General features: G+C 60.5%; 27 protein-coding genes and 1 tRNA gene. 15 read left to right on the top strand and 13 right to left on the bottom strand.

Going from position 1 to position 25,963, the window contains the following annotated elements; all coding sequences use genetic code 11:
* Positions 1 to 134: 134 nt before the first annotated feature.
* From KO492_RS12720 to KO492_RS12700, 5 genes are all read left to right on the top strand, one after another.
* Positions 135 to 1,319 carry an SPOR domain-containing protein gene (locus KO492_RS12720; RefSeq protein ID WP_216045307.1) on the top strand — a complete coding sequence of 395 codons (1,185 nt, stop codon included), beginning with the start codon at positions 135 to 137 and terminating at the stop codon, positions 1,317 to 1,319.
* A 3-nt stretch (positions 1,320 to 1,322) separates the two neighbouring features.
* On the top strand, positions 1,323 to 2,300 hold the full coding sequence (gene nagZ, locus KO492_RS12715; RefSeq protein WP_216045306.1) for a beta-N-acetylhexosaminidase: 978 nt from the start codon (positions 1,323 to 1,325) through the stop codon (positions 2,298 to 2,300).
* Between the two features lie 29 nt (positions 2,301 to 2,329).
* Positions 2,330 to 3,136, top strand: a complete 807-nt coding sequence (locus KO492_RS12710; protein ID WP_216045305.1) for a segregation and condensation protein A — start codon at positions 2,330 to 2,332, stop codon at positions 3,134 to 3,136.
* 1 nt (position 3,137) lies between these two features.
* The gene (gene scpB / locus KO492_RS12705; protein WP_216045304.1) at positions 3,138 to 3,785 is read left to right on the top strand and encodes an SMC-Scp complex subunit ScpB; all 648 of its coding nucleotides are present in this window, start codon (positions 3,138 to 3,140) and stop codon (positions 3,783 to 3,785) included.
* Between the two features lie 101 nt (positions 3,786 to 3,886).
* The gene (locus KO492_RS12700; RefSeq protein ID WP_216045303.1) at positions 3,887 to 4,144 is read left to right on the top strand and encodes a hypothetical protein; all 258 of its coding nucleotides are present in this window, start codon (positions 3,887 to 3,889) and stop codon (positions 4,142 to 4,144) included.
* 48 nt (positions 4,145 to 4,192) lie between these two features.
* On the opposite strand, the gene KO492_RS12695 is transcribed toward KO492_RS12700, so the two are convergent.
* The 8 genes from KO492_RS12695 to KO492_RS12660 all read right to left on the bottom strand — a co-directional run bounded on the left by KO492_RS12695 (position 4,193) and on the right by KO492_RS12660 (position 10,375).
* On the bottom strand, positions 4,193 to 5,266 hold the full coding sequence (locus tag KO492_RS12695) for a 2'-deoxycytidine 5'-triphosphate deaminase (protein ID WP_216045302.1): 1,074 nt from the start codon (positions 5,264 to 5,266) through the stop codon (positions 4,193 to 4,195).
* Positions 5,267 to 5,380: 114 nt separating this feature from the next.
* A tRNA-Pro gene (locus KO492_RS12690) sits at positions 5,381 to 5,457 on the bottom strand.
* A 92-nt stretch (positions 5,458 to 5,549) separates the two neighbouring features.
* Positions 5,550 to 6,698: a MerR family transcriptional regulator gene (locus KO492_RS18695; protein WP_252735516.1), complete on the bottom strand. Its 1,149-nt coding sequence runs from the start codon at positions 6,696 to 6,698 to the stop codon at positions 5,550 to 5,552.
* 25 nt (positions 6,699 to 6,723) lie between these two features.
* Positions 6,724 to 7,023 carry an integration host factor subunit alpha gene (ihfA, locus tag KO492_RS12680; protein ID WP_066599804.1) on the bottom strand — a complete coding sequence of 100 codons (300 nt, stop codon included), beginning with the start codon at positions 7,021 to 7,023 and terminating at the stop codon, positions 6,724 to 6,726.
* Positions 7,024 to 7,140: 117 nt separating this feature from the next.
* Entirely contained in the window at positions 7,141 to 8,115 is a 975-nt protein-coding gene (locus tag KO492_RS12675; RefSeq protein WP_216045301.1) for a beta-ketoacyl-ACP synthase III, read from the bottom strand.
* A 20-nt stretch (positions 8,116 to 8,135) separates the two neighbouring features.
* The gene (plsX, locus tag KO492_RS12670; protein WP_216045914.1) at positions 8,136 to 9,242 is read right to left on the bottom strand and encodes a phosphate acyltransferase PlsX; all 1,107 of its coding nucleotides are present in this window, start codon (positions 9,240 to 9,242) and stop codon (positions 8,136 to 8,138) included.
* A 54-nt stretch (positions 9,243 to 9,296) separates the two neighbouring features.
* Positions 9,297 to 9,503, bottom strand: coding sequence for a 50S ribosomal protein L32 (gene rpmF / locus KO492_RS12665; protein ID WP_066599808.1), 207 nt, complete (start codon positions 9,501 to 9,503; stop codon positions 9,297 to 9,299).
* A gap of 314 nt (positions 9,504 to 9,817) precedes the next feature.
* Entirely contained in the window at positions 9,818 to 10,375 is a 558-nt protein-coding gene (locus KO492_RS12660; protein WP_216045300.1) for a YceD family protein, read from the bottom strand.
* Between the two features lie 79 nt (positions 10,376 to 10,454).
* On the opposite strand from KO492_RS12660, the gene KO492_RS12655 reads away from it, so the two are divergent.
* Positions 10,455 to 10,952, top strand: a complete 498-nt coding sequence (locus tag KO492_RS12655) for an outer membrane protein assembly factor BamE (protein ID WP_216045299.1) — start codon at positions 10,455 to 10,457, stop codon at positions 10,950 to 10,952.
* Positions 10,953 to 11,072: 120 nt separating this feature from the next.
* Here the strand turns inward: KO492_RS12655 and msrB are convergent, their stop codons facing one another.
* Positions 11,073 to 11,474, bottom strand: a complete 402-nt coding sequence (gene msrB, locus KO492_RS12650; protein WP_216045298.1) for a peptide-methionine (R)-S-oxide reductase MsrB — start codon at positions 11,472 to 11,474, stop codon at positions 11,073 to 11,075.
* A 271-nt stretch (positions 11,475 to 11,745) separates the two neighbouring features.
* Here msrB and KO492_RS12645 point away from each other — a divergent pair, with 271 nt between their 5' ends.
* The 9 genes from KO492_RS12645 (at position 11,746) to KO492_RS12605 (ending at position 20,385) form a co-directional block, all read left to right on the top strand.
* Positions 11,746 to 12,498 (top strand): GNAT family N-acetyltransferase, encoded by a 753-nt coding sequence (locus tag KO492_RS12645; protein WP_216045297.1) that lies wholly within the window; start codon positions 11,746 to 11,748, stop codon positions 12,496 to 12,498.
* Positions 12,499 to 12,679: 181 nt separating this feature from the next.
* Positions 12,680 to 13,123 carry a TerB family tellurite resistance protein gene (locus KO492_RS12640; protein ID WP_216045296.1) on the top strand — a complete coding sequence of 148 codons (444 nt, stop codon included), beginning with the start codon at positions 12,680 to 12,682 and terminating at the stop codon, positions 13,121 to 13,123.
* A gap of 47 nt (positions 13,124 to 13,170) precedes the next feature.
* Positions 13,171 to 15,000 carry an ABC-F family ATP-binding cassette domain-containing protein gene (locus KO492_RS12635; RefSeq protein ID WP_216045295.1) on the top strand — a complete coding sequence of 610 codons (1,830 nt, stop codon included), beginning with the start codon at positions 13,171 to 13,173 and terminating at the stop codon, positions 14,998 to 15,000.
* 214 nt (positions 15,001 to 15,214) lie between these two features.
* On the top strand, positions 15,215 to 15,808 hold the full coding sequence (locus KO492_RS12630) for an outer membrane protein (protein WP_216045294.1): 594 nt from the start codon (positions 15,215 to 15,217) through the stop codon (positions 15,806 to 15,808).
* A 225-nt stretch (positions 15,809 to 16,033) separates the two neighbouring features.
* Positions 16,034 to 16,999: an agmatinase gene (speB, locus tag KO492_RS12625; RefSeq protein WP_216045293.1), complete on the top strand. Its 966-nt coding sequence runs from the start codon at positions 16,034 to 16,036 to the stop codon at positions 16,997 to 16,999.
* Positions 16,996 to 17,418 carry a DUF1499 domain-containing protein gene (locus KO492_RS12620; protein ID WP_216045292.1) on the top strand — a complete coding sequence of 141 codons (423 nt, stop codon included), beginning with the start codon at positions 16,996 to 16,998 and terminating at the stop codon, positions 17,416 to 17,418. Before speB ends, KO492_RS12620 begins: the two co-directional genes overlap by 4 nt.
* A gap of 55 nt (positions 17,419 to 17,473) precedes the next feature.
* Positions 17,474 to 18,523 carry a peptide chain release factor 1 gene (gene prfA / locus KO492_RS12615; protein ID WP_216045291.1) on the top strand — a complete coding sequence of 350 codons (1,050 nt, stop codon included), beginning with the start codon at positions 17,474 to 17,476 and terminating at the stop codon, positions 18,521 to 18,523.
* Positions 18,520 to 19,374, top strand: coding sequence for a peptide chain release factor N(5)-glutamine methyltransferase (prmC, locus tag KO492_RS12610; RefSeq protein ID WP_216045290.1), 855 nt, complete (start codon positions 18,520 to 18,522; stop codon positions 19,372 to 19,374). Before prfA ends, prmC begins: the two co-directional genes overlap by 4 nt.
* 372 nt (positions 19,375 to 19,746) lie before the next feature.
* On the top strand, positions 19,747 to 20,385 hold the full coding sequence (locus tag KO492_RS12605) for a DUF4167 domain-containing protein (protein ID WP_216045289.1): 639 nt from the start codon (positions 19,747 to 19,749) through the stop codon (positions 20,383 to 20,385).
* A 155-nt stretch (positions 20,386 to 20,540) separates the two neighbouring features.
* Here the strand turns inward: KO492_RS12605 and rsmA are convergent, their stop codons facing one another.
* From rsmA to KO492_RS12585, 4 genes are all read right to left on the bottom strand, one after another.
* Positions 20,541 to 21,383, bottom strand: coding sequence for a 16S rRNA (adenine(1518)-N(6)/adenine(1519)-N(6))-dimethyltransferase RsmA (gene rsmA / locus KO492_RS12600; protein WP_216045288.1), 843 nt, complete (start codon positions 21,381 to 21,383; stop codon positions 20,541 to 20,543).
* Positions 21,383 to 22,366, bottom strand: coding sequence for a 4-hydroxythreonine-4-phosphate dehydrogenase PdxA (gene pdxA / locus KO492_RS12595; RefSeq protein WP_216045287.1), 984 nt, complete (start codon positions 22,364 to 22,366; stop codon positions 21,383 to 21,385). Before pdxA ends, rsmA begins: the two co-directional genes overlap by 1 nt.
* Positions 22,363 to 23,616, bottom strand: coding sequence for a peptidylprolyl isomerase (locus KO492_RS12590; RefSeq protein WP_216045286.1), 1,254 nt, complete (start codon positions 23,614 to 23,616; stop codon positions 22,363 to 22,365). Before KO492_RS12590 ends, pdxA begins: the two co-directional genes overlap by 4 nt.
* Before the next feature lie 133 nt (positions 23,617 to 23,749).
* The gene (locus tag KO492_RS12585) at positions 23,750 to 25,960 is read right to left on the bottom strand and encodes an LPS-assembly protein LptD (protein WP_216045285.1); all 2,211 of its coding nucleotides are present in this window, start codon (positions 25,958 to 25,960) and stop codon (positions 23,750 to 23,752) included.
* Positions 25,961 to 25,963: the final 3 nt, after the last annotated feature.

Genomic DNA, 25,963 nt, shown 5'->3' with positions numbered 1-25,963 from the left:
CGTATCGACCAGAACTGACCGGAACCCCGGGAGGGGCCGCATATTATAACGAGGGCAAAAGACCTTCACGCGGCCTCTCAAGAGCAGATGATAACCCGCAGAAAACAAAGCGGGAAATGTATGAGGCAAAGAGGATGCAGGACGTTTTTAACGGCCCCGGTCAAGGCTATGCGCCAGCGCAGGATCGTGGCACCACTTCTCGCGAACATTATTGGCAACGCTCGGAGCCACAGGTGACGCGCCCATCGGATTACGGGGCACAAAGCCATCCGAATATGGCGGGCGCACCGGATGCGGACCGTTTGTTTTCCAAGGAAAATGTGCACTTTTCGCCACAGTCTGCCCCGCAGGCGGGCGCGGCTATGGGGCATGAAACGCAGGCACCGCAAGCGGGCTATCAGGCAGCTCCGGCCTATGTCTACGACACGCAGGATATGCCGGAGATGGAGGGTGCTACACGCCCCCAACTCGGGCCTGCACAACTGGGCGGGGCGGTGATCTCTCTGGTGCTGATCCTTGGTCTGGCCGTTTGGGGCTACAAGCTCATGGTGCGCGATGTAACCGGTGTGCCGGTGATCCGCGCGCTCGAAGGCTCGGCACGGCTTCTGCCGGATGATCCCGGTGGTCAGCTTGCCATGCATCAGGGGCTGGCCGTCAACTCCGTGACGGCTGATGGCTCTGCGGCGGCCCCTGCGGATCGCTATGTTCTGGCCCCTGCGGCTCCGTCACTGACCGACGAGGATCAGCCTGTGTCGGCCTTGCAGCCTGTGCTTTCCTCTTATGAGCCGGCATCGGATGCTTTTGCCGTTGAACCTGCGCCGGAAGCACTGGAGCAGGTCGCGGTAGCCGAAGACCCGCTTGAATTGGAAGCGGTCGAAGAGGTCGCGACCAATGTGCCCGACACGCTCGACGGGGCAAATGTGATGACCTCCCCGATCCCGAAACCGCGCCCTGTCAAACTTGCCTCGCTGGCGACACGGACGGATACGGCCAGCCTTGACGGTGTCGCCGGTGACATTCTGGCCGCAGTCGGTGCGGTCAATGAAATCAGCCCGAGCGAGGTGCCCGATGGTGCAAGCCTTGTGCAATTCGGGGCGTTTCAATCCGAAGACATTGCGCGCAGCGAATGGGAACGGTTGAGCGGTCGTTTTGAAGACCTCATGGAGGGTAAGACCCGTGTGGTGGAACAGGCCGAAAGCGGCGGCAAGACCTTCTACCGTCTGCGTGCCTACGGCTTTGCCGATGCCTCTGATGCGAACCGTTTCTGTGCGGCGCTGACCGCGATGAACGCGGCCTGTGTGCCGACGATCAAGCGCTAAGACATGGGGCAGGGTGCCTTTATCTTCGGCTGCGAAGGCATAACGCTGTCTCCACGTGAGGCGGCGTTTTTCCGTGAGGCGCAGCCTTGGGGCTTTATCCTTTTTGCCCGCAATGTGGAGACGCCCGAACAGCTTCGCAGCCTCACAGATGCGCTGCGCGAGACCGTGGGCCGCGATGCGCCGGTGCTGATCGATCAGGAGGGCGGTCGTGTCCAGCGGATGCGTGCGCCCCATTGGCGGGAATTCCTGCCCCCTTTGGATCAGGTGCAACAGGCAAGCGATCCCGACCGCGCCTTGTGGATCAGGGGGCGGTTGTTGGCTGAAGACCTGCATAGCGTGGGCATCGATGTGAACTGCGCTCCGGGTCTGGATGTGGCCCGCGAACAGACTCATCCTTTCCTGAAGAACCGTTGTTTCTCCGAAGATCACGGCATGGTTGCCCGTATGGGCCGCGCCTTGGTCGAGGGCATGGCCGCAGGTGGCGTTGCCCCTGTGATGAAACACCTTCCCGGACACGGGCGCGGCACGGTGGACAGCCACAAGGGGCTGCCCCATGTGTATGCGACGCGGGCGGAACTGGCGGCGGACTTCGCACCGTTCGAGGCTCTGAGCGATCTGTCTATGGGGATGAGTGCGCATATTATTCTGGACGCCATCGACCCGCACCGGCCCGCCACGCAAAGCCCGAAGGTGATTGACCTGATCCGCGAGGAGATCGGCTTTGACGGGCTTTTGATGACCGATGACATTTCGATGGGCGCGCTCGATGGCACGGTTCTGGAACGTGCTCAGGTAGCACTTGCGGCGGGGTGCGATATGGTTTTGCATTGCAATGGCGATCTGGCCGAGATGGAGCAACTCGCGCATCTGGGGGCGATGTCTGAGACGGCGCAGAGCCGCGCGGATCATGCCGCCCATACGCGCCCGAGCTATCAGCCCATTGACATCACCGCTCTGGCGGATGAGTTTTCCCGAACGTAATTTCTGGGCACAACCCGTAAAGGCAACCAATGGCCGACTCCGATCAATTCGAGATCAGCGATGTATTAAGTGTCGAGGAACGCCTCGCCGCCGAAGCTCTGATTGTGGATGTCGACGGGTTTGAAGGGCCGCTGGACCTTTTGCTGCAACTGTCGCGCACGCAAAAGGTCGATTTGCTGAAAATCTCGATCCTGCATCTGGCGCAGCAATATCTGGTCTTTGTGGAGCGGGCGAAAGAGCTCAGGATCGAACTGGCCGCCGATTATCTGGTGATGGCGGCCTGGCTGGCCTTTCTGAAATCGCGCCTGTTGTTGCCGCCTGATCCGAGCGACGAAGGCCCCTCCGGCGAAGAACTGGCTGCGCATCTGGCCTTTCAGTTGCAACGTCTGGAAGCCATGCGCGACGCCGCCGCCAAACTCATGGCCCGCGACCAGAAAGGCCGCGACTTTTTCCCGCGCGGTATTCCCGAAGAGGTGCAGCGCAAGCGCAACGTCACCTACCGCGCGACGCTTCTGGACCTGATGCAGGCCTATGCTCGCGTGCGCACAAAGGACGAATTTCGCCCCTTTGTCATGGACCGCGAGGCGATCCTGTCGATGGAACAGGCGCTGGAACGGATGCGGGGGATGATCCCTTATGCGCTGGACTGGGCCGATCTGTCGTCCTACCTGCCGGAAGGCTGGGAGCTGGACCCGAAAAAACGCCGTTCTGCCACCGCCGCGACCTTTGCGGCGTCGTTGGAACTGGTCAAACAGGGGCAGATCGAATTGCGTCAGGGCGGCACATTCGCCCCCATCCAGATCAAAGCCCGTCCGAGCGGAACATCACGGAGTTAGCATGGCTGAAACTGACCAAAAGGTTGAACACGTCGAGAGCCTGTTCGAGGCCCCGCCTCTGGCCGAGCAGGAACGTATGGTCGAAGCGGTGCTGTTTGCCTCTGCCGATCCGGTGACGCTGGCTGATCTGGCGGCGCGGATGCCGCATGGTTGCGAGCCGAGAGCCGCGCTTGATCTGTTGCAAAAACGCTATGAGGGGCGCGGGGTGCGTGTGGTGCGTGTCGGTGATGCATGGGCCATTCGCACGGCGCCGGACCTTGGCTTTCTGATGCAAAAGGAAACCACGGAGACGCGCAAACTCAGCCGCGCGGCCATCGAAACTCTGGCTATCATCGCCTATCACCAGCCCTGCACCCGCGCCGAGATCGAGGAAATCCGTGGCGTCTCCGTGTCGCGGGGCACTCTGGACCAGTTGATGGAACTTGAATGGATTCGCTTTGGTCGCCGCCGGATGAGTCCCGGTCGCCCAGTGACCTATGTGGTGACGCCGGGCTTCCTTGACCACTTCGGTCTTGAGAATGCCCGCGACCTTCCGGGCGTCAAGGAATTGCGCGCTGCAGGCCTTCTGGACAGTCGCCCGATGCCGGGGGATGGTGATCTTGAGGACGGGGACGAGGAACAGGATGATCTGTTCGAGGACGAGTCCTGAGACCTTCACGCGCATGTGTGTCGCACCTGTGTGCGAAAGCCTTTCGCCACGCCTCCGGGAATGTGATATGAAATACGGGCAACAGGCAGAGGCATAGTGACATGAATCTCGACAGATTGATCAACATGGTCATCAACCGCGTGATCCGCACCCTTGTGAGCAAAGGGGTGAACAAGGGGATTGATGCGGGCTCCTCCGCGCTGGCCAAACGGCGCACACCTGCGCGCGGCGAGGAACTTTCCGACAAAGATCAGGCTAAGCGGACGCAGGATCAGGCCCAGATGTCCTCGCAAGCCAAAGAGACCGCCAAACGCGCCCGCAAACTGGCCCGTATGAGCCGGAGAATCGGCAAGTTCTGAGGCGCGTTTGCGGAAACTTCGTCTTACGGACGTGGCTGCGTCGGTAGATTACAGTCCGCGAAAATGTTTAGAGAGTTTGAGCCCTTGCCCCTGATAATTCGACGCAAGATCAGCACCGTATAGCCGGTCGGGGCGGCTTTGCATCTTTTCATAGACCAGACGCCCGACGATTTGCCCGTGTTCCAGCACAAAAGGCGCTTCGTGGCAGCGGACTTCAAGCACGCCGCGTGCACCTGCGCCACCTGCATCCACATTGCCGAAACCGGGGTCAAAGAAACCGGCGTAATGCACACGGAATTCGCCCACCATCGCCAGATATGGGGCCATTTCGGCGGCATAGTCGGGCGGGATATGCACTGCCTCGCGACTCACAAGGATATAGAACGCGCCGGGATCAAGTATGATCTGGCCGTTTCTGGCATGGATCGGCTCCCAATATTCCGCCGGATCGTAATGGCCGATGTTGTCGAGGTCGATCACACCCGTATGCGGCTTGGCGCGATAACCGACGAGATCACCCTCGGCGGGTTTCAGATCGACAGAGAACCCCAGCCCCTGATCAATCACGGCGGGACCATCGACCAGCGGGGTGCTTTCGTGCAGCGCCATCAGCGCCGGATCGGTGAGCACAGCCTGTCCGTCGCGGAACCGGATCTGGTTGAGCCGCATACCGGGGCGGACGAGCACGGAAAACGACCGCGGGCAGATTTCGGCAAACAGCGGGCCGTCATAGCCGGGCGCGATGCGATCGAATTCGACGCCTTCATCTGTGATGAGGCGGGTCAAAAGGTCCAGCCGTCCCGTCGAGCTTTTGGCATTGGCCACGGCCTGAATCCCGTCGGGCAGGGCGAGCCGTTCCATCAGGGGCACGACATAGACGCAACCTTTTTCCAACACAGCTCCGTCTGTGAGATCAATCTGGTGCATCTCGAATTCTTCGAGACGTTCGGCCACGGTGCGGCCCTCTCCGGCCAGAAAGGAGGCCCGAACCCGCCATGCCCTCGCTCCGAGACGCAGATCAAGAGAGGCGGGTTGCACCTGAGCGTCAATCACTGCCGGTTCGGCAGAAACCTCGCCGCGTGTGAGCATGTCGCGAATGGCATGGTCGGCCAGTACACCCATTGTCGTTCCTCCACCCTGATTGCGGGCATCTTGCGGGGTTTTCACAGAATGGCAGAGGCTTAACGCAAAACCGCCCGCAAGCCCAGAGGGTTGCGAGCGGTTTTGAGGTGTTGTTGGTCGGGCTAGCAGGACTTGAACCTGCGACCTTCCGTCCCCCAGACGGACGCGCTACCAGACTGCGCTATAGCCCGACGTGGACACGTTAAATAGAGATTTCCGTGGCGGGGGCAAGTGCTATTTTGCGAAAAAGACACTGAATTTGGAATAAGCTGCACGATTGCGTTCAACCGGCCAGACGCGCCCGCAGCGTTTCGATTCGCGCCACCAGTGCGGTGATCTCATCTGCGGGCATGGTCATAAGTTTGCGATGATCAAGCTGCCCCAAGACACTCTCCGCAGGGGTGATCTCGGGCGCGGTGTCCTCAGGGTCGTCCGGCAGATCAAGTGCTGCTCCCAAGGGCAGGCGTTCCGGTGTGGCGGGGACCTCTGCCTCTGTGGGCGCGGCTAGGGGGGCGTCGGCGGGCAGCTCGGCCTCGTCCGTCTCCACCAGACTCGGGTCGGGGTCGTGATCCGCAAAGGACTCACTCAGATCGAAGTCGAAAGTCGCTTGTTCAGCCATTGAGTCCGCCTCATCCGCTTCGGAACTGTCTGTCATATCGAACAGCGATTCGGTCATCGCCTCCGACTCATATGTGCCTGTTTCGGCTTCATCCATCGCGATCGGCATTTCGGACGGATCATGCGGTTCCGGCTCTGTTGGCGCATCCGTGGCGGTTTCTTCTGTGTGAGCCGTGAATACAGGCGCTTCTGCGACTTCGGGCTCTGCGACCTCCGCCCCGGCTGCGACCTCAGGCGCGTCAGATTCGGGCTGCGCCACGGCGGTGTCCGGAGATACAGGCTCCGAGCGGGAGAAGGGCACAATGGTCTCTTCAGGCTGCTCTGCCTCGTAGTCCTCTTGGGATACCATTTCAGCCATCGGCGCGGGCGGCACAGGTGTGCGCGCGGGGGCCGGTTCCGGCTCTTGTGCTGTTTCTTGTGCAGGTTGGGCCGGTTCAGGGGGCGTTTCCACGACGGCAAGCTGCACAGGTTCGGACGGTTTCGGCGTCGGGGGAATCGGGCTGTTCGTCACAGGCGGAGCGGTGATCGGCTCAACCCCCTCGATCACAGGGGAGAGCGAGGCGACATATTTAACCCCGTGTTCGCGCAAGAGTTTTTGCACGCCGCGAATGGTCATGCCATCGTCATGCAGCAGTTTCTTGATCCCGCCCAAAAGCGCCATGTCGGCAGGGCGGTAATAGCGTCGCCCGCCCGCGCGCTTGATGGGTTTGACTTGGGTAAACCGGCTCTCCCAAAAGCGCAGCACATGGGCTGGCGTGTCGAGCCAATCGGCAACCTCGCTGATTGTGCGGAAGGCGTCCGGTGATTTATCCATTTAACATCAAGCCTTTAGGTGTAGTTTACGCTTTATTGCCTTCGGCCACCCGATCTTTCATCAGGTGCGACGGGCGGAAGGTGAGGACGCGGCGCGCCGGAATAGGGGCCTCGTCACCGGTCTTCGGATTGCGTCCTACGCGTTCGGATTTCGAGCGCACGGAAAAGGTGCCGAAAGATGAAATCTTGACGGTCTCGCCTTCGACGAGGGCATCGGAAATATGCGCCAGCACACTTTCGACAAGGGCGGCGGATTCATTGCGGCTCAGACCCACTTCACGAAATACAGCTTCGCTCAGGTCCATACGTGTCAAAGTCTTGCTCATTTGTCTCCCCCTTTTGGACGGCTGACCTGAGAGTGGCAGTTTGCAAAGCCCCCGTCAATATCAATGACTTGGGTGGGGCTTTTGACGCGCGGGAAGCCGCCCTTGGGCTGTGGTCGTTTACCAGCGGATGACGATAGCGCCCCAAGCTAGCCCGCCACCGATGGCCTCGGCCACACAGATGTCGCCGGTCTTGATCTGCCCGCGTTCCTTGCCGACCGACATGGCCAGCGGAATCGAGGCGGCGGAGGTGTTGCCGTGGTCCTGTACTGTGACGACCACCTGATCCATCGCATGCCCGAGCTTTTTGGCGGTGCCTTCGATGATGCGGATATTGGCCTGATGCGGCACGATCCAGTCGATGTCCTGCGTGGTCAGCCCTGCTTTGCCTATTGCGGTCTCTGCGGTGGAGGCGAGTTTCTGCACTGCCTGACGGAAGAGCGCATTGCCCTGCATCCGCAGTTTTCCCGCCGTGCCGGTGGTGGAGACCCCGCCATCGACATAGAGCATGTCTTTGTAATTGCCATCGGAATTGAGATCGACAGACAGGATGCCGCGATCTTCCGGCGTGCCTTTGCCCTCTTGTGCCTCAAGCACCAAGGCGCCCGCGCCATCGCCAAAGAGGACGCATGTGGAACGGTCGGTCCAGTCCATGATGCGCGAGAAGGTCTCCGCCCCGATGACCAGAACCTTCTTCACCTGACCAGAGACGATCTGGGCATTGGCATTGGAGAGCGCATAGATAAAGCCCGCGCAGACGGCCTGCACATCAAAGGCAAAGCCGCAGGTCATGCCCAGTTCTTTCTGGATCATCGTCGCGACTGAGGGGAAGGTAAGATCCGGCGTCGAGGTGGCGACGATCACGGCCTCAATCTCGCTGGCGTCCACACCCGCATCGGCAAGCGCGGCTTTCGCGGCTGCAGTGCCCATCATGGAGGTTGTTTCGCCTTCTTCGGCGAAATGGCGGCGCTCGATCCCCGTGCGCGTTCTGATCCATTCGTCGGATGTGTCGAGAGTTTTTTCGAATTCTGCGTTTTCGACCACGCGTGCGGGGAGGTAGTGACCCACGCCGGTGACGACTGCCCGGATTGTCATGGCTTTGAGCCTTATGTTACTTATGACGTTGGGTCATTTTGCGCCGAGGCGTCGGCGGATGCAACCCGTGCGGCCAAACGTTCGGTGAACCCTGTGGAAGCCAGTTCATAGGCCAGTTTGATGGCGGCGGAGACGCCGGTGGCATCGGCCGAGCCGTGGGATTTGACCACAGTGCCTTTGAGGCCGAGGAACACCCCGCCATTCACGCGCCGAGGATCGATTCGTTTCTGCAAGCGTTTCAACGAGGTCAGCGCCAGAAGGGCGGCGACGCGGGACAGAGGCGTGGCCTTGAAGGCTTCCTTGAGGAAATCACCCACAAGTTTCGCCGTGCCTTCGCCGGTTTTCAGTGCGATATTTCCGGTGAACCCGTCGGTGACGATGACATCGACCTTGTCGCCGGGAATGTCTCCGCCTTCCACAAACCCTTTGAAGTCATATCCACCGATGCCGGAGGCATTGGAAATCAGCTCGTTGGCCTCTTTGAGTTCGGCGCGGCCTTTGTGTTCTTCGGTGCCGACATTCAGCAATCCGATTCGCGGCACATCCAGTCCCAAACCGTTGCGCGCATAGGAGGCGCCCATCATGGCATATTGCAACAGATCACGCGCATCGGCGCGAATATCCGCGCCCACATCCAGCATGACATTGAACCCCTGTGCATTGCGCGAGGGCCAGAGGCAGGCGATGGCGGGGCGGTTGATTCCGTCGAGCTTGCGCAAGCGGATCATCGAGGTCGCCATCAACGCGCCCGTGTTGCCACAGGAGACACAGGCCTGAGCCTCGCCGTTTTTCACCGCATCAATGGCAGAGCGCATAGAGGTGTCCGGCCGGCGCATGGCCTGACTGGGTTTTTCATCCATAGTGACGACCCCGGGCACATCGCGAATCTCGATGCGATCCCGCAGGATACGCCGTTTGCGCACGAGTTTGTTCAACTCGGCGGCAGGGCCGTGCAGGATGAAATGCAGCGCAGGGTTTTTGGATGCAGAACGCGCAATACCGGCGACCACGGTCGCCGGTCCACGGTCGCCGCCCATAGCGTCAACCGAAAGCGTGACTTTAACGCCTGCGCGTGCACCGAGCCGGCCTTTACGTTGTGCCTCGGTCTCCGCAGAAGCGGCAGACATCGGATCAACTGAGGGCGAGGGCTCGGTCATGAGTCAGACGTCGTAAAGCGAAGCTTATGCTGCGTCTTCGTCGAGATCGATCTCGTCGGCTTGTGCGACGACTTCACGATCATCGTAATGGCCGCAAGCACCACAGACGTGGTGGGGGCGTTTCAGCTCGCCACAGTTCGGGCATTCAGCAGGATTGCCTGCAACCAGCGAATCGTGTGCGCGGCGCATGTTCCGCTTGGAGCGGGTAATCTTATTCTGAGGGACAGCCATGTCTCAACCTCGGTATCAAAGGGCAAAAGGTTCGAAAACCCGTGCCGCAGGTGGGCGGGGCCGGGGCCCCAATTTATCTCCGGGCCTCATGCCCGGCAAAACTTTGGCGCTTCATAGGCTTTCGCGGGCAGCGTGTAAACCATGGTTTTGCCATGGCATTCCGTCTGCGCCAGACGCGACAACATTCGTGGAAGCGAGGCCGGGAACATACTCGGATTTCGTTTTCGTGCAAGTCTTTTGTTTTTGCCGTGTTTATCCGGTGTTTTGCGGTGGTTTTCCGGCCTTTCGGGGCGGGTGTGCCCCGCCTGTGCAGGTTAATCGCCGTCTTTTTGCAACTTGTCGCGCAAGGATTTGAGGCTGGCAAAAGGTTTCAAATCCTCGTCGGTCAGCGCCTCCTTGCCAGATTCGGTGAATTGCGTCACCGCAAGCTCGGCGCCTTCGACTCGCGGATAGTCCGGTGCCGCCAGTGCCAGTTCCTCTTCCGCCACGGTGGACAGGAGCAGCGCGACGGGCAGGGGCTCGGCATCATCTGCGGGCATTTCGATTTCTTCTTCCTCGGCATCCTCTTTGAACTGCGCGAGGTAGCTGCGGCTCACATCCGCGTCGATCCGTGTTGTCACGGGCGCGAGCGTGGCCACGCAGGGCTGGACCACCGTGGCCCCCAGTTTGCCCTCAAGACGCCAGTCGCGTTTGCCGATGGGAATCATTTTGCCCTCGAAAGACAGTTTCTTCACGGAAGACAGGCCAAGCGTGGCGGCCATTTCTTCCAGATCCTCGGATGTGGGTACGAGGCGGAACGGATGCGCATGGGCGTCCGAAAGATCACGCAAGCGCAATTCCGCCCCCCAGCTTGTCAAACCGTCATGTCCCATTGTCGATGTCTCCTTGAACGTCGGGCCCTGTTTCTATAAGCGGATAAGAGGCGCAGGCTCACAAGGCAAGAGGGGGCACATGTCCGACCGCATTTTCCCGCAAAAGACCGCAACAGGGGTCTTATCCTGGGTCTCCACTCTGGCGAAAGCCGTTTTGGGGCTGACCCTTATCCTGTCTCTGACGGCCTGCGTGGCGCAGTTCCGCAATCACGGCTATGTGCCGTCCGAGGAGCAGCTGGCGCAAATCTCTGTCGGGGTCGATACAAAAGAGACCATCAAGGACGAGATCGGCACGCCGGGCACAGAAGGTATTCTGGACAGTTCCGCATGGTATTACGTCCGCTCGCAATTCCGCCATCTGGGCGCGTTCGAGCCGAAAGAAGTGGACCGTCAGGTTGTGGCCATCTCCTTTGATGCTCAAGGGCGGGTCAGCAATGTCGAGCGATTCGGACTTGAGCAGGGCCGCGTGGTCGTCCTGTCGCGTCGCGTGACGGATGACGGGGTGAAGGGCATCACCTTCCTCCAGCAGCTCTTTGGCAACCTTGGCAATGTCTCTGCGGAGCAGTTGTTGCAGTAAGCTCTGCATTTTGCGGATTTGGAAAAAAACCGCGCATGGGAAAATCCCCTGCGCGGTTTTCTTTTGAGTATTTGGGCCATCAGAAAGCCGCCCGTGCGGCCTCAGAGTGAGGTGTTGCCTTTAATCTGCGTCTTTGGGCACGAAGCGCAGAGACACGCCGTTGATGCAATAGCGCATGCCGGTGGTCTCGACCGGCCCGTCGGGAAAGACGTGCCCCAGATGCGCGCCACATTGATCGCAATGCACTTCTGTGCGGATCATTCCGTGGGTGGTGTCACGTGTTTCGGCTATGGGGGCGTCGTCTTTGGCCGCGTCGAAGGCGGGCCAGCCGCAATGTGATTCGAATTTGTTTTCCTGTGCAAACAGTTCCGCACCACAACAGGCGCAGGTGAAAACGCCGGGGGTTTTCGGGAAACCGGGATGCGAGAAGGGGCGCTCGGTGCCCGCCAGACGGGTCACCCGATAGGTTTCGGGGTCCAGTTCCTCGCGCCATTGGGCGTCGGTTTTCTCTATTTTGGCCATAGGGTGTCCCTTTTGCTTTCGGTTGACCTCGGTCGCATTGGAGGTGCGACAGGGGATGAGTTTGGCAGGCCCTGACCATACCGAAGTCATGGCCCAAGGTCTTGATCCGCCCTGCTGTGTGTCCGCACATATTCGGTTCGGGCCATGTGCGTGTTGTTTTAGCACAGATAGGCGGCATTCCGTGCAGGGCAAGGCGTCAAGAAACCGTCATAACTTGCAGGCATGAAGGGGCTACCCATATTCTATAGGGACAAGAAAAGGACTCACAGCGATGTTCAAGCTCCTGAAAGGCCGTTACACGGCGCGCTTTGCCGAGACCCGCGCCGATGTCGAGGCGGCACAGCGTTTGCGTTATCTGGCTTTCGTGGCAGGCACGGGCGCGATTGCGCGTGAGGACGGGCTTGAGGCCGATGATTTCGATGCCTTGTGTCGCCATGTGCTGATCGAGGAACGCAAGACGGGGCGGCTGGTCTGCACCTATCGTTTTCTGGACCTCGAAGGCGGGGCGCAAATCTCGCAAAGTTATTCGGCACAGTTCTACGGGCTGGAAGGACTTGCGGATTATGAGGGCCGGATGTTGGAGATGGGGCGTTTCTGCATTCATCCCGAAGTGAAGGATCCGGACATTCTGCGCGTGGCATGGGGGGCGATGACCCGCTATGTCGACGAGCAGGATGTGGCGCTTTTGTTCGGCTGTTCCTCTTTTCATGGCACCGAGTGGAAAGACCATGCCGATGCTCTGGCCATGCTCAAACACCGCCATCTTGGTCCCAAACGGTTCCTGCCGAAGGTCAAAGCCCCCAATGTGTTCAAATATGCTGCGCGATTGCGGCGCAAACCGGATGCACGCCGTGCGATGCTCAAGATGCCGCCGCTGTTGAAGACCTATCTGATGATGGGCGGCTGGGTGTCGGATCATGCGGTGGTGGATCGCGAATTGAACACGATGCATGTGTTCACCGGTGTCGAGATCAAGGCGATCCCGCCTGCGCGCAAGCGGTTGCTGCGGGCGGTGGCAGGTTAAACCTTCGGTCAAGTCACATCCGCGCAACGGGGGGCTGTCGCGCGTCTGTAGGCTGGGACGCCGGACAAGCTGTCTGCCTTTTGCAACAGGGGCGCGAAACGATCCCTGTTTCATCTGTGAGATACTGGAAGCGGCGCGCGGTCTGTGAAAGACTCGCGTCGACCCCAGTTTGGAGCAGAGAATGTTCAGAACCCTGAAAGCGATTTTCAAAAAAGCCGAGCCTTACGAGACACCTTTGCCGGAGGCGGATGCGCAACATGCTATGGGGGCGCTTCTGGTGCGGGCCGCGAAGGCCGACCACAAGATTCTGTTCGAGGAGTTGCAAGTGATCGACTCCATTCTCGCGCGCCGCTTCGGGTTGAACCCTGTCGAGGCGTCGAAAATGCGCGCGGCTTGCGAAAAACTCGAAAAAGAAATGCCCGAGACGCAGGAAATGACTGAGATCGTGCGTAATGCCATCAGCATGGAAGAACGCGAACGCACGCTGAAGGCGCTTTGGCAGGTGGTTTATGCTGATGGTGTGAATCACGAACAGGAAGATGTGCTTTTGCATCATATCGAAAAGCTTCTGGGCATTTCGAAAGATCGGGCAAAGGCGCTCCAGTCCGAGGTTCGTGACGGCTGAGTTTGCCGGTGCTTGACCTTTGCCACAGTGGCCTGTAGCGGGTCTTTATGGCACGCGCACCCGTATTACAGCTCTCCGATATTTCCCTCACCTTTGGTGGAGACCCCGTTTTCGACGGGCTCAACCTTGTTGTTCAGGAGGGCGACCGTGTCGCTCTTGTGGGCCGCAACGGGTCGGGCAAATCCACACTTATGAAGGTCATGGCCGGTCTTGTGGAGGCGGATCGCGGCAGCCGCGTTCTGGGGCCGGGGATCACAGTCGGCTATATGGAGCAGGACCCCGATCTGTCCGGCTTTGCCTCCTTGGGAGATTTCGCCGCGTCCACTTTGGATCCGAGCGAGACCTATAAGGTGGATATGGTGGCCGAGGGCCTCAAATTCGATCCGGAAACGCCGGTGGAGACCGCTTCGGGTGGCGAGCGTCGTCGTGCGGCGTTGGCGAAACTTCTGGCCGAGGCGCCGGGGTTGATGCTTTTGGACGAGCCGACTAACCACTTGGACATTGAAGCGATTGCGTGGCTCGAAGAAGAGCTGCGCACCACGAAAACCGCCTATGTGCTGATTTCCCACGACAGGGCCTTTCTCAACCACCTGACTCGCGCAACCCTCTGGATTGATCGCGGTGCGGTGCGGAGGCAGGAAGAGGGCTTCGCTGCGTTTGAGGCGTGGCGCGACAAGATCTGGGAAGACGAGGACATGCAGCGCCACAAGCTGGATCGCAAGATCAAGGCAGAGGCGCGTTGGGCGGTCGAGGGAATCTCTGCACGGCGCAAACGCAACATGGGGCGCGTTCGTGCCCTGCAAGACCTGCGCTCCGAACGCGCCAGTCAGATCCGGCGTCAGGGCACGGCGGCAATGGAACTGGATGTTGCGGAGAAATCCGGCAAGCGGGTGGTCGAGGCCGAACATATTTCCAAGACATTTGGCGACAGGGTCATCGTGCGTGATCTGTCCATCAAGGTGGCACGCGGCGACCGGATTGCCTTTGTCGGTCCCAATGGGGCGGGCAAAACCACGGTGTTGAAAATGCTCACAGGCGAGATGGAACCCGACACGGGCACCGTCAAACTGGGCACGAAACTGGATATGGCGGTCTTTGACCAGACCCGTTCCAACCTGCGCGATGATCTGACCTTGTGGGAGGCGCTGATCTCCGACAAGGACATGCGTGTGTCGGGCAAGGCCGATCAGGTCATGGTGCGTGGCACGCCGAAGCATGTGGTTGGTTATCTTAAAGAATTCCTCTTCACCGATGCACAGGCCCGCGCGCCGGTCTCCTCGCTTTCGGGCGGTGAGAAAGCGCGGCTTTTGCTGGCGAAGCTGATGGCGAAACCGTCGAATCTTCTGGTGCTCGACGAGCCGACCAACGATCTCGACATCGAAACACTGGACCTGTTGCAGGAAATTCTGACGGACTTCGAGGGCACGGTTCTTCTGGTCTCGCACGATCGTGATTTTATCGACCGTGTGGCGACGCAGACCGTTGCGATGGAGGGCGATGGTGAGGCTGTGGTCTATGCGGGCGGCTGGTCGGACTACCTGACGCAGCGGGGCGAGCGTGCCAAGGCGCAGGCGGAGAAAACCGGCCAGAAACCGGCGCAGAAGTCCGGCAAGCCCGGGGCCAAGCCGCAGGCGGAAAAGGCAAAAACCGGCCTGTCATTCACGGAAAAACACCGGCTTGAAGCCCTGCCGGCCGAGATCGCGCGGCTGGAGGCGGAGATCGCCAAACTGGCCGATCTTCTGGCCGATCCGGAGTTGTTCACACGCGAGCCTGTGAAGTTCCAGAAAGCCACAGAAATGTTGACAGAGCGTCAGGCCGCACTCGATGCGGCGGAGGAAGAATGGCTTACGCTCGAGGAGAAAAATTCCGGCGCTTGAGGGCGCCGTTTTTTTGCCTTGCGACTGTGTGAGCCAATTTCTGCCAACTGACTCCGGAGGGTCGGCAGGATTTGACCGATTTAGGAAACCTCACGGTTCCCTCACAGGAGCGTGACCGCTGACCCTCTGTTTTTTCGGAACAAATTCTCTATCTGCCTTGTTGAGATGTCGATGATGGCATCACCTCAAGAACGAGGCATACAAGGAGAAAATGATGAAACGTTTCGCAACCCCCGCGCTGGTACTTGGCGCATTCGCCCTGACCGCTCCTGCATTCGCTGGCGGCTATTCCGAACCGGTTGTCGAGCAGCCTGCAATCGCGCCTGCGCCTGTGGCGATCATGGCCGATACAGATTGGACGGGTGGTTACGCCGGTGCGACTCTCGGCTACGGCTGGGGCGATGATGCGCTCGATGACGCTGACGACATGACCTACGGTGTGTTCGGCGGCTACAACTACGACTTCGGCCAATTCGTCCTCGGTGGCGAACTTGAATACCTCGGCTCCGATATCGAAACCGGTGATTCCGAGCTTGAAGACATGACCCGCCTCAAACTGCGTGCCGGTTATGACGCAGGTCCGGCTCTGATCTACGGTGTTGTCGGTGCGGCCTATGCCAATGCAGACATCAATGGCGTGTCCTATGACGATACCGGTTACACCTATGGTCTCGGCGTGGACTATGCCGTGACGGATAGCGTCAATGTCGGTGCCGAACTGCTGCAAAACGAATTCGACGGTTTTGACGACAGCGGTTCCGATCTTTCGGCCACGACTTTGGGCGCCCGCGTGTCGTTCAAATTCTGATCTGACACACGTCTGACTTCCGTCGGACATTTGTCTGGCACGGACAGGGCAACCTGTCCGGCCGTCTCCCCAGAGGACGATTTGCAGCAGCGAGCGTCCTCAGCCCTCCGCTTTCCCGAGCGGAGGGTTTTTTCGCATCTGCAGCGCGCATCCGATTGCCAAGCCGGAGGCAATGGCTACAGTGTGGTCCGACACATGTGCATGATGAGAGCAGAAAGGCCGCAGATGGCGCTTGAGGACGCAAAGACCCAGATTGATCTGGCCTTCACCGGAACGGGGCGGGGGCTGGCCTTCGAGAATGCCTTTGGTGGTGCGCTGTCAGCCTTCCGGCGGCGCTATAGCAAGGATCTGGCGGGGGTCGATCTGGCGATCACGGGTGTGCCCTTCGATCAGGCGGTGACCAACCGTCCGGGCACGCGTCTTGGCCCGCGCGCCATTCGCGAGGCCTCCGCGCTACAGGCCTTTGATGCGCCCTATGGCTGGGGCTATTCGCCGTTCGATTTGTTCAACGTGGTGGATTACGGCGATCTGGCTTTTGACTATGCGATGGTGTCGGAATTTCCCGACCGCCTTACCGACCACATCCGTACGATTCTGGCCGCAGGGGCGGGCAGTCTGGTGATGGGCGGGGATCACTATATCAGCTATCCGATTCTGAAAGCCCATGCGGAGAAATTCGGCCCGTTGAGCCTGATCCATTTCGATGCCCATTCGGACACATGGCAGGACGACGATCTCGCGCGGGTCGATCACGGGACGATGTTCTACAAGGCGGTGAAGACCGGCCTGATTGATCCGAAAACCTCTGTCCAGATCGGCATTCGCACCGACAATCCCGACACGATGGGCGTCAATATCATCGACGCGCGCACCGTGCACGAACGCGGCACAGCGTGGGTCGCCGCCGAGGTCAAGAAAATCGTAGGCACGCGGAATTGCTACCTGACCTTTGATATCGACTGTCTTGATCCGGCCTTTGCCCCCGGCACAGGCACGCCGGTCTGGGGCGGTTTGGCAAGTTGGCAGGCCGCCGCGATCCTGCGCGATCTGGCGGGGGTGCGGCTGACCGGCGGCGATGTGGTGGAGGTCTCACCGCCTTTTGACACCACCGGCGCCACAGCCATCGCAGGGGCGCATGTGCTGATGGAATTGATTTGCCTGTATGGCTGGACCCGCAGAGAGGATTTATGAAAATGGTTTTCTGGGGGGCATTGATTGTTTTCGTGGCGCTGCAAGCCATCGTCCGGCTGACGCCGAGTGATCCTGCACGCTGGCATGTGGACCCGTTCGCCGCCGCTGACCCTGCGCCGGGCGGCGTGAAACGTCTCGTGACCGCGCCGCTGCAACCGGAGGAGGCGCTTGCGCGTCTTTCTGCTGTGGCACAGACCGAGCCACGCACGCGCCATGTGGCCGGATCGGTCGAGGAAGGGCGTCTGACCTACCGCACGCGCTCGTTTTTCTGGGGGTTTCCCGATTACACAACATTGGCCGCCCGCCCGCATGAAGGCGGCGCGGAACTTGTGATTCTGGGCCGTTTGCGCTTTGGCAAAGCCGATTTCGGCGTGAATGCCCGCCGCGCAGAGGCGTGGATCGAGGCGGCAGGGTTTTGAGAGGCCACGCGATGATGCTTGACGCGCAGGCGGATCACAGGCAACAGATCACCCCATGATACCCGAAGACCGTCTACACCAGATCCTCCAGCGTTTTGAATTCCTTGAGGCCTCCATGTCGCAAGGCTCGGGCGATATTGTCGCCCTTGGCCGCGAATATGCCGAGTTGCGCCCCGTGGTCGAACAGATCCGCAGCTACCAAAGCCTCAGAGAGCAGATTGCCGAGGCCGAAGAAATGCTCGCCGATCCGGAGATGAAATCGCTGGCCGAAGAGGAACTCCCCGCCCTCAAAGCGGCGATTCCCGAAGCCGAAGAGGCGCTCCAGATCGCGCTTCTGCCCAAAGACGCCGCCGATACAGGTTCGGCCATCATCGAGATTCGCCCCGGCACAGGCGGCGATGAGGCGGGGCTGTTCGCCGGTGATCTTTTGCGCATGTATCAGCGCTATGCCGAGGCGAAGGGCTGGAAGTTCGAGATCATCGAATTGAGCGAGGGCGAGTTGGGCGGCATCAAGGAAGTGATCGCCAATATCAAGGGCGAGGGCGTCTTTGCCCGCATGAAATTCGAGAGCGGCGTGCATCGGGTGCAGCGCGTGCCGGAGACCGAAAGCGGCGGGCGGATTCACACCTCTGCGGCCACGGTCGCGGTGCTGCCCGAAGCGCAGGACGTAGATATCGAGATCAACCCCAACGACATCCGGATCGATACGATGCGCTCCTCCGGTGCGGGTGGCCAGCACGTCAACACCACAGATTCGGCGGTCAGGATCACCCATATCCCGTCGGGGATTGTCGTGACCTCCTCGGAGAAATCGCAACACCGCAACCGTGAGATTGCGATGAATGTCCTCAAGGCGCGGCTCTATGATGCGGAGCGCCAAAAGCTTCATGATGCGCGGTCCGCAGACCGGAAGTCGCAAGTCGGCTCGGGGGATCGGTCCGAGCGCATCCGCACCTATAATTTCCCGCAAGGTCGCATGACCGATCACCGTATCAACCTGACGCTCTACAAGCTCGATCAGGTGATGCAGGGTGATCTCGACGAGGTGATCGACGCGCTGATTTCCGATCATCAGGCGGGGCTTCTCGCGGAGATGGAAGCGTGAGCGTCCAGACGGCTCTGATTGCAGGCACCAAACGGTTGAATGCGGCGGGGATTGAGGGCGCACCCCGCGACGCGCGGCTGTTGATGGCGCATGTGTTGGGGATTGCGCCTGGACGGCTGACCTTGGTTCTGCCGGATACCATCACGGTTGATCAGGCGCAGGGGTTCGAGCAGGCGATTGAGCGGCGTGCAAAGCGCGAACCGGTTTCGCATATTCTGGGCTACCGCGAGTTCTACGGGCGGCGGTTCTCCGTGAGCGCAGACGTGCTTGACCCGCGTCCGGAAACCGAGGTTCTGATTGCAGAGGCGCTGTCGAAACCTTTTTCTTCTGTGTTAGACCTTGGTGTAGGGTCGGGCGCTATCCTTTTGACTTTGCTTGCGGAACAGGTTCTGGCCAAAGGGCTGGGCACGGATGTGTCCGAGGCGGCTTTGGCGGTGGCGCGGGGCAATGCCGATGCTTTGGGCCTGTCGTCTCGTGCGCGGTTTCAACAGGCCGATTGGTGGGGCGATGTCGAAGGGCAGTTCGATCTTATCACCTCCAACCCGCCATATATCGCGGCAGAGGAATTGGCGGCTTTGTCTCCGGAGCTTGCCCATGAGCCGCGCGTGGCGTTGACCGACGAGGCGGACGGGCTGAGTTGTTACCGGATCATCGCGGCGCAGGTGCGGGCATTTCTGGCGCCGCGCGGGCGGGTGCTGGTGGAGATCGGCCCGACGCAGGGGGCCGCAGTCTCGGCACTGTTTCTGGAGCATGGGTTGAAAGCGGTGCGTGTCCTGTCCGACTTTGACGGGCGCGATCGTGTGGTCTGTGCGCAGGCGCCGAACCCGCATCCGCGCAATTCCGGCAAATAGCGGTTTTCTTTTCACTTTTCTCTGAGGCTCTGCTCTCGTGGGAATTGAAATGTGCTTATGGAAAGCAAATGGTAACCTTTCTGTTCAAGAGTTCCGTAAATCGGTGATTTGGCCGGTTTTTCGCGGAAAAAGCCGCATTTCGGCGCATGGGATGTGCAAAAAACGCTTGTAATGCCCGTTCTGGCATGGTTATTGGAGACAGCGTAAGGCGGAGCTTCTCCCCGACGCTGTTACCCTGCACAGCTTTGACGTTGCGGCTCCCGATACTGGGAGCGCATGGGACAGACAAGCCAATTCAAGGATAAGCCGGTCCATAGAACCCGGCAGACACAGGCTCGACTTTACCGAGACATAGGCTCGAAAGAACAACATATGAGATCTTCCAAAAACCGTTCGCGGTCCAAGAACAACCGCAACCGTTCTGTTGGCAATATCGTCAACCGTGTCTTTGATAGCTCCGGTCCGGAGGGCAAGGTGCGCGGCACGCCGCAGCAGATCATCGAGAAATACAACCAGCTTGCCCGTGACGCACAGCTTTCGAACGACCGTGTGGCCGCCGAGAACTTCCAGCAGCACGCGGAACATTACCTGCGTCTTCTGGGGCAAGCCCAGAAAGAACAGGAAGCGCAACGCGAACAGCAAGAGCGCGAACAACAGGAGCGCCGCGAGCGTCAGGAGGCCGAACGCGCCGAGCGCGAGCGCCAACATCGCAAACGCGAGGAACAGCAGCAACAACCCGCACAGCCGGTTGCCGGAGAGGGCGAACAGCCTGATCTGTTGTTCTCCGAGACCAAAGCCGAGGCCAGCGATGCCGGTCTCGTAGAGACGCCGGAAGAAGCGCCCAAAGAGGCGCCGAAGCCGAAAAAGCCGCGTGCACCGCGCAAGCCGCGTAAAACCAAGGCGGAGCGCGAAGCCGAAGCTGCGGCCAAGGCCGAGAGCGCACCAGCGGAGTCTGAGCCGAAATCTGCACCGAAAGCCGCGCCGGAAACGGCACCGGACGTGGTCGAGTAAGACCGCGTTACGGATGTTCGGGCGCAAATCTGTGCTTTGAGCTTTTGAATATTGAAAAACCCCCGTCCGATGTGGCGGGGGTTTTCTATTGCAGGGTGTAGACAGGTTTTGCGGCTGGTGCCAAGCCGACCGGTCGCACCGCGGTGCGCGATGGCCTAGCCCTTGGCAACCTCTCGGGCCAAGGCACACCATCCCTCAATCGGCACTTGTTCGGCCCGATCCGTCGGCTTGATCCCTGCAGCGACCAGACGGTCTTCGATATCCGTTGCGGCCCCTTTGAGCGAGGCGCGGAGCATCTTGCGGCGCTGGTTAAAACCGGTGGCAACGATGCGTTCGAGCACCTTCGGGTCGGCCTCGAAACGCGGGGCGGTAAGAGCCTCGAAATGCACCACGGCAGAATGGACTTTCGGCGGTGGGCTGAAGGCTTCCGGCGGCAGTTCCATGACGATGCGGGCGTTGGTGCGCCACTGGCTGAGAATCGCGAGACGACCGTATTTCTTGGAGCCGGGCTGGGCCACGATCCGCTCGGCCACTTCGCGCTGGAACATCAGCGTGAGCGAGGCCCAGTAGGGCGGCCATTCGGGCGGGGTCAGCCAGCGCACCAGTAGCTCCGTGCCGACGTTATAGGGCAGGTTGGCCACCACGCGCACCGGCGGGGTGAGGGTTTCGAGCGGGTCGATCTCCAGCGCATCGGCGTTGAGGATGTCGAGCCGCTCCGGATAGATCGCCTGAATGTCCGCCAAAGCCGCCATCGCGCGGCTGTCTTTTTCCACGGCCAGCACCTTGCGCGCGCCTTCGGCCAGAAGACCACGGGTCAGACCACCGGGGCCGGGGCCGACTTCGAGCACGTCGCATTTGCTGAGGTCTCCGGCCTGACGGGCGATTCTGGAGGTCAGGTTGAGATCGAGCAGGAAGTTCTGTCCAAGGGACTTCTTGGCCACAAGCCCGTGGGCCTCGATCACCGCACGCAGCGGCGGCAAACCATCGACGGTGCTCATCAGGTGTCTCCCTTTGCGGCCATCTCTGCGGCCATGTTCAGCGCCGCAATCAGGCTGGTCGGATCGGCCAGCCCCTTGCCCGCAATGTCAAAGGCGGTGCCGTGATCCGGCGAGGTGCGGATAAACGGCAGGCCGAGGGTGACATTGACGCCGCCAGAAAAATCAATGGTCTTGATCGGGATCAGCGCCTGATCGTGATAGGCACAAAGCGCCACATCATAGCCCGCACGCGCCTTGGCGTGGAACATGGTGTCCGGCGGCATCGGGCCTTTGAGATCAAAGCCTTCCGCGCCGAGGCGTTCGATCAGCGGGATCATCCAGTCGAGTTCCTCGTGGCCCATCGCCCCGCCTTCGCCCGCGTGCGGGTTCAGCCCCGCAATGGCGATGCGCGGACGCTTGATCCCCCAGAAGCGTTTCAAATCCGTGGCGGTGATGCGGATGGTCTCTTCAAGAAGTGCTGGGGTGAAGGCCGCGGGCACATCCCTGAGCGCGATGTGGATGGTCACCGGCACCACGCGCAATTCGGGGCAGGCCAGCATCATCACCACACGTTCAACGCCGCCCAGATGGGCGAGAAACTCGGTATGTCCCGGATAGGCGAAATTCGCGCCGTCTTTCAGGACTTTCTTGTGGATGGGCGCGGTGCAGATGGCGGAGGCTTCGCCGGATTGCACCAGAGCGACCGCGCGGGCGATCACGTCGATGACGCCGCGGGCATTGGCCAGATCGGGCTGGCCTGCGGTTGCGGGGGCGGCAAAGTCATGACGCAGCACGGGCAGGGTGCCGGAGGCCACATGATGCGCCTCATCGGGGGTAGAGATTTCCGCAAAACGGCTGCCTTCGGGCAGGTGACGCGGGTCTCCGATCCAGAAGAACGGCAGGTCACCATCGAGTGCCTGAGCGGCCGCGACCGCCAGTTCCGGTCCAACGCCCGCAGGTTCTCCGCAACTCAGCGCAATCGGCGCGTGTCGGCGCCCGCTCATGGGATCACGATGGTGGCGTCGGCCTTGAGTTCCGCAAGGTAGCTGTCCGCCAGAGCGCCGATGCGTTGGGATTGCAACTGGTTGCGAATCTGTTCCCGGTCGACATTGCCGGTGTTCTCATAGGTACGACCACACATCATCAGGAAGACCAGAGTTTCGCCATTGGCGCGGGTGAGGGCGGTGGAGACCTCTCCGGGGTCAAGTTTGGCCAGTTCGACGGCCACATCCGTGGGGATGTCTCCGGCAGGCAGGGTGTCGATTTGTAGCACCTCTTCCGGCTCGCCCTTGGCAATGCCGTAAAGGTCGTCACAGCTGTCGACGCTGGCTTTGACCTCTGCGGCGCGTTTGAGCGCGGCTTCGGAGCGTCCGCCCGCGATGTAATAGGCGGCGTAGGTGATGGCGTCGGCCTTGGGCGTGGGGCGGGTGGTTTCCGCCACGGAGCGCAGTTGGAACAGGCCGATGGCGTTTTGTGTGGACAGGGGCGCTGTGATCTCGCCGGGTTTCAGGCCGGCCACGGTGTTGCGCAGGGCAGGCGGCAGATCACCGATGGCGACCCAGTCCATCCGTCCGGCTTTTTCCCGCGAAGGGGCCACGGAATATTCGCTGGCGGCGGCGGCAAAGGCGGAGATCGACGGGCGTGCGGCGATCTGTTTGGCGAGGGCTTCGGATTTGGCCCTCTCTTCCGGTGTGCGCGCAGGCAGGAAGAGTTCGGACAGCAGCACGCGCAGACCGCCGGAGGGGCCGTTGTTCTGCATGGCGCGGTCAACTTCGAGATCGGAAATCTGGGCCTTGTTGGCGAAGAGACCACGGGCGATTTCGCGCCACAACAGGCCGGTTGCGACAAAGTCGCGGACGGTTTGTGCGCTGACGCCTTCGCGGGCCATGAGCGAGAGGAACTGTTCGGGTTTCAGCCCGCCACGTCCGGCAAATTCCTGAATACCTGCGGCGACCTGTTCGTCGGTGAGCGACAGGCCGAAACGGTCCGCCATCTCTTTCTTGAGCCGTTCTTCGATCAGGGCATCCAGTGCGGCCTGACGGGTTGGGGTCGCGCCCAGCACGGTCATCAACTGGATGCGCTGGTTCAACTCGAATCCGGTGACCACGTTGTCATTGACATAGGCAACAGGGGCAAAGAGGTTTTGCGCGGCGGCGCGATCCGGCACGCCTGTCCCGACAAGCACGGCACAGAGGAGCCCGAGGCTCGCTTTCTTCAATCCGGCGATCAGATCAGCCCTGAATTTGCGTGTCATGCCAACTCCCATATTCCACATGCGCCCCAAAAAGCGCGTTACTCGATGTCTTTCTAAGGGGTTTCACAACGCGGGCCAAGTGGATTGCAAAGCCTGATTGCGCACGCGGGGTAAAACTTTGCGGAAGTTCCTCTCAAAAGGCGCATGTGCTGGCCTTGGTCTGTTCTGTTGCAAAGGCCCCGAAGCCCACAGAGAAGGTCACGCGCGTGGTCGGGTCGAGGTCATCCGTGTCCCAGTAGCGGCGTGTCAGGCCGATCTGGACGCGGGTGCATTCGTTTTGAAACTTGATCCCGAGTTTGGCGCGGGTGACTTCGTCATTTTCGAAATCATGCCGGTATTCGCCGGTCAGCGTCCAGTTGTCGGCGAGGATCACTTCCCCGTCGAGGGCGAATTCGTTGATCGGCTCGTCGCGGTCCTCCACGGCATCGGCGATCACATAGCTGTAGGTCGTGCCGATGCTGTAGGTGTCGCGCAGATAGTCCAGACGGGTGTCCCATTTGGTCATTTCCGCGTCATTGCCCACCAGCAGCCGGTTATAAAGTGAGAGGCGGTCGTTGAAGGCCATGCGCGCCGCAAGAAGCCAGTCGGATTGGGTGGTCGAGAGGCCGGAAGAGGTGGAATAGCCGTCAGTGTCTTCGAGATAGAGCACACGCCCCAGCGTCACCGCATAGTCGATCTGCGGCCCGTAATGCGAGAATCGCAGACCGGCGGCGGAGGTCAGGCCGGTTTCGCGCCGGTCGGCACCGGGAAAACGTGCGAGTGTCAGCAGGTTGCCCTCGTCGAACTCGATGAACAGCGAATCCGTGTCAGGCACAGAACCGCCGACACTGTCCGACCAGCCGACTTGTAGAATCGGTTCAAGGATTTCCGAGGCACCGGAGGCGGTGCTGCGGGTAAGCGGCCAGCTCAGCTTGGTCTCGGCGCTGGCGGTGCCGCGCAGGACCGTGCTGTCGTAATCAGAGTTCTGCCGGATGAAATAGGCATCGGCATAGACGGAGGCCTCGTTGTCGAGCCGCAGGCCGCTGTTGAAAATCTTGCTGCCGCTCCAAGTGCTTTCCGCGCCAAGACGCAACACATCCGCCCCGTCCACATCTTCGTTCGATTCGCGGTAATAGCTTGATGCGGTGAAACCGTAGCTCAACCGTCCGGGCAGGCTCCACGGCTGGACATAGCGTTCATAGAGAAATTCCCCGAGCACGGTGGGGTTTTCGTTGTCGGTATCGTCGCCCAGATAGCGGCTGTAGGTGATCTCCCCGTCGATCGCCTCGCCGGTGCGGTAGCGTGACAGGTTGACGGTCGATTTGAGGTAATTGCTGTCGGAAATATCGTATTCTGAGAGGTAGCTCGTGTCCGAAACCGCAGCGAGGTCGATGTCGAGCGCATAGCCGTTGCGGAGGGTCCAGTCGCCTTCGATTTCGGCATAGGCCCGCAGACCGTCGGTTGTGTCATCGTCACTGACCGCGCCGTTGATCTCGATGTCGCCATTGGTGAATGCCTGACGGTAGCGCAGGTTCAGCGTCGTTGTGTTGGTCGCCAGATAGGGCGAGACGGTGATGTCGCGATGATCGCCTATGGTGATGAAATAGGGAATCTCGATCCCTGTGCCCAGCGTTGAGTCGGTGCGCACCTCGGGGACGAGAAAGCCGTTGACGCGTTCGAGCGTCGGGTCCGGCACGCGCAGATGCGGCAGCCAGAGCACCGGCACATCCATGATCCGCACATGGGCATTGGTGAAATAGAGCTGGCGGGCCTCGCTGTCATGCACGATTTCCTGCGCACGGATTTCCCACATGGGCACAGGCCGGTCGGCGCAGACTTCACAGGTCGAGGCTACGGATTTCTGCATCCGCAGGTAACGCCCGTCGATCACATCAAGACGCGCTGCGGCCAGTTGCATCTGTTGGTCGATGACCATGCGCGCGGAGGTCAGGATGCCGTTTTGCAACTCTGTGTCGAGCTCTGCGGCGGAGGCCAGCACCACCGTGTCCGTGCCGCTTTCCGTCAGGCGGATCGGCCCTTCGATGCTGAGCGCACCTGTCGTCTGGTTGTAAGAAATGCGGCTGGCGGTGAGGCGGGTGCCATCATAGAGCACTTCGACATCGCCAGTGGCGACGAGCATCTCCCCGTCGAAACTCACGCCATTGGCCAGCAGCGCGGTGGGCAGGCTGGCGTCCTGTTGGCTGTCCTGTGCGTGAAGCAGGTCAGGCAGGGCAATGGTCGTGATCGCAAGACCTGCCGTCACGGTGAGATGAACGGTGAGATGACAGGCAAACCGCTTGGCGCCGCCTGTGAGGCGGGCAATCCGGGGGCGGGGCGTGGTCATAGACGGGGCAGCAGCTCTCATGTC

The sequence above is a fragment of the Celeribacter halophilus genome (assembly GCF_018860305.1).
GTDB lineage: Bacteria > Pseudomonadota > Alphaproteobacteria > Rhodobacterales > Rhodobacteraceae > Celeribacter > Celeribacter halophilus_A.
Note: the sequence above shows the minus strand (reverse complement) of the source record. Positions and strands in the feature narration are given on the sequence as shown.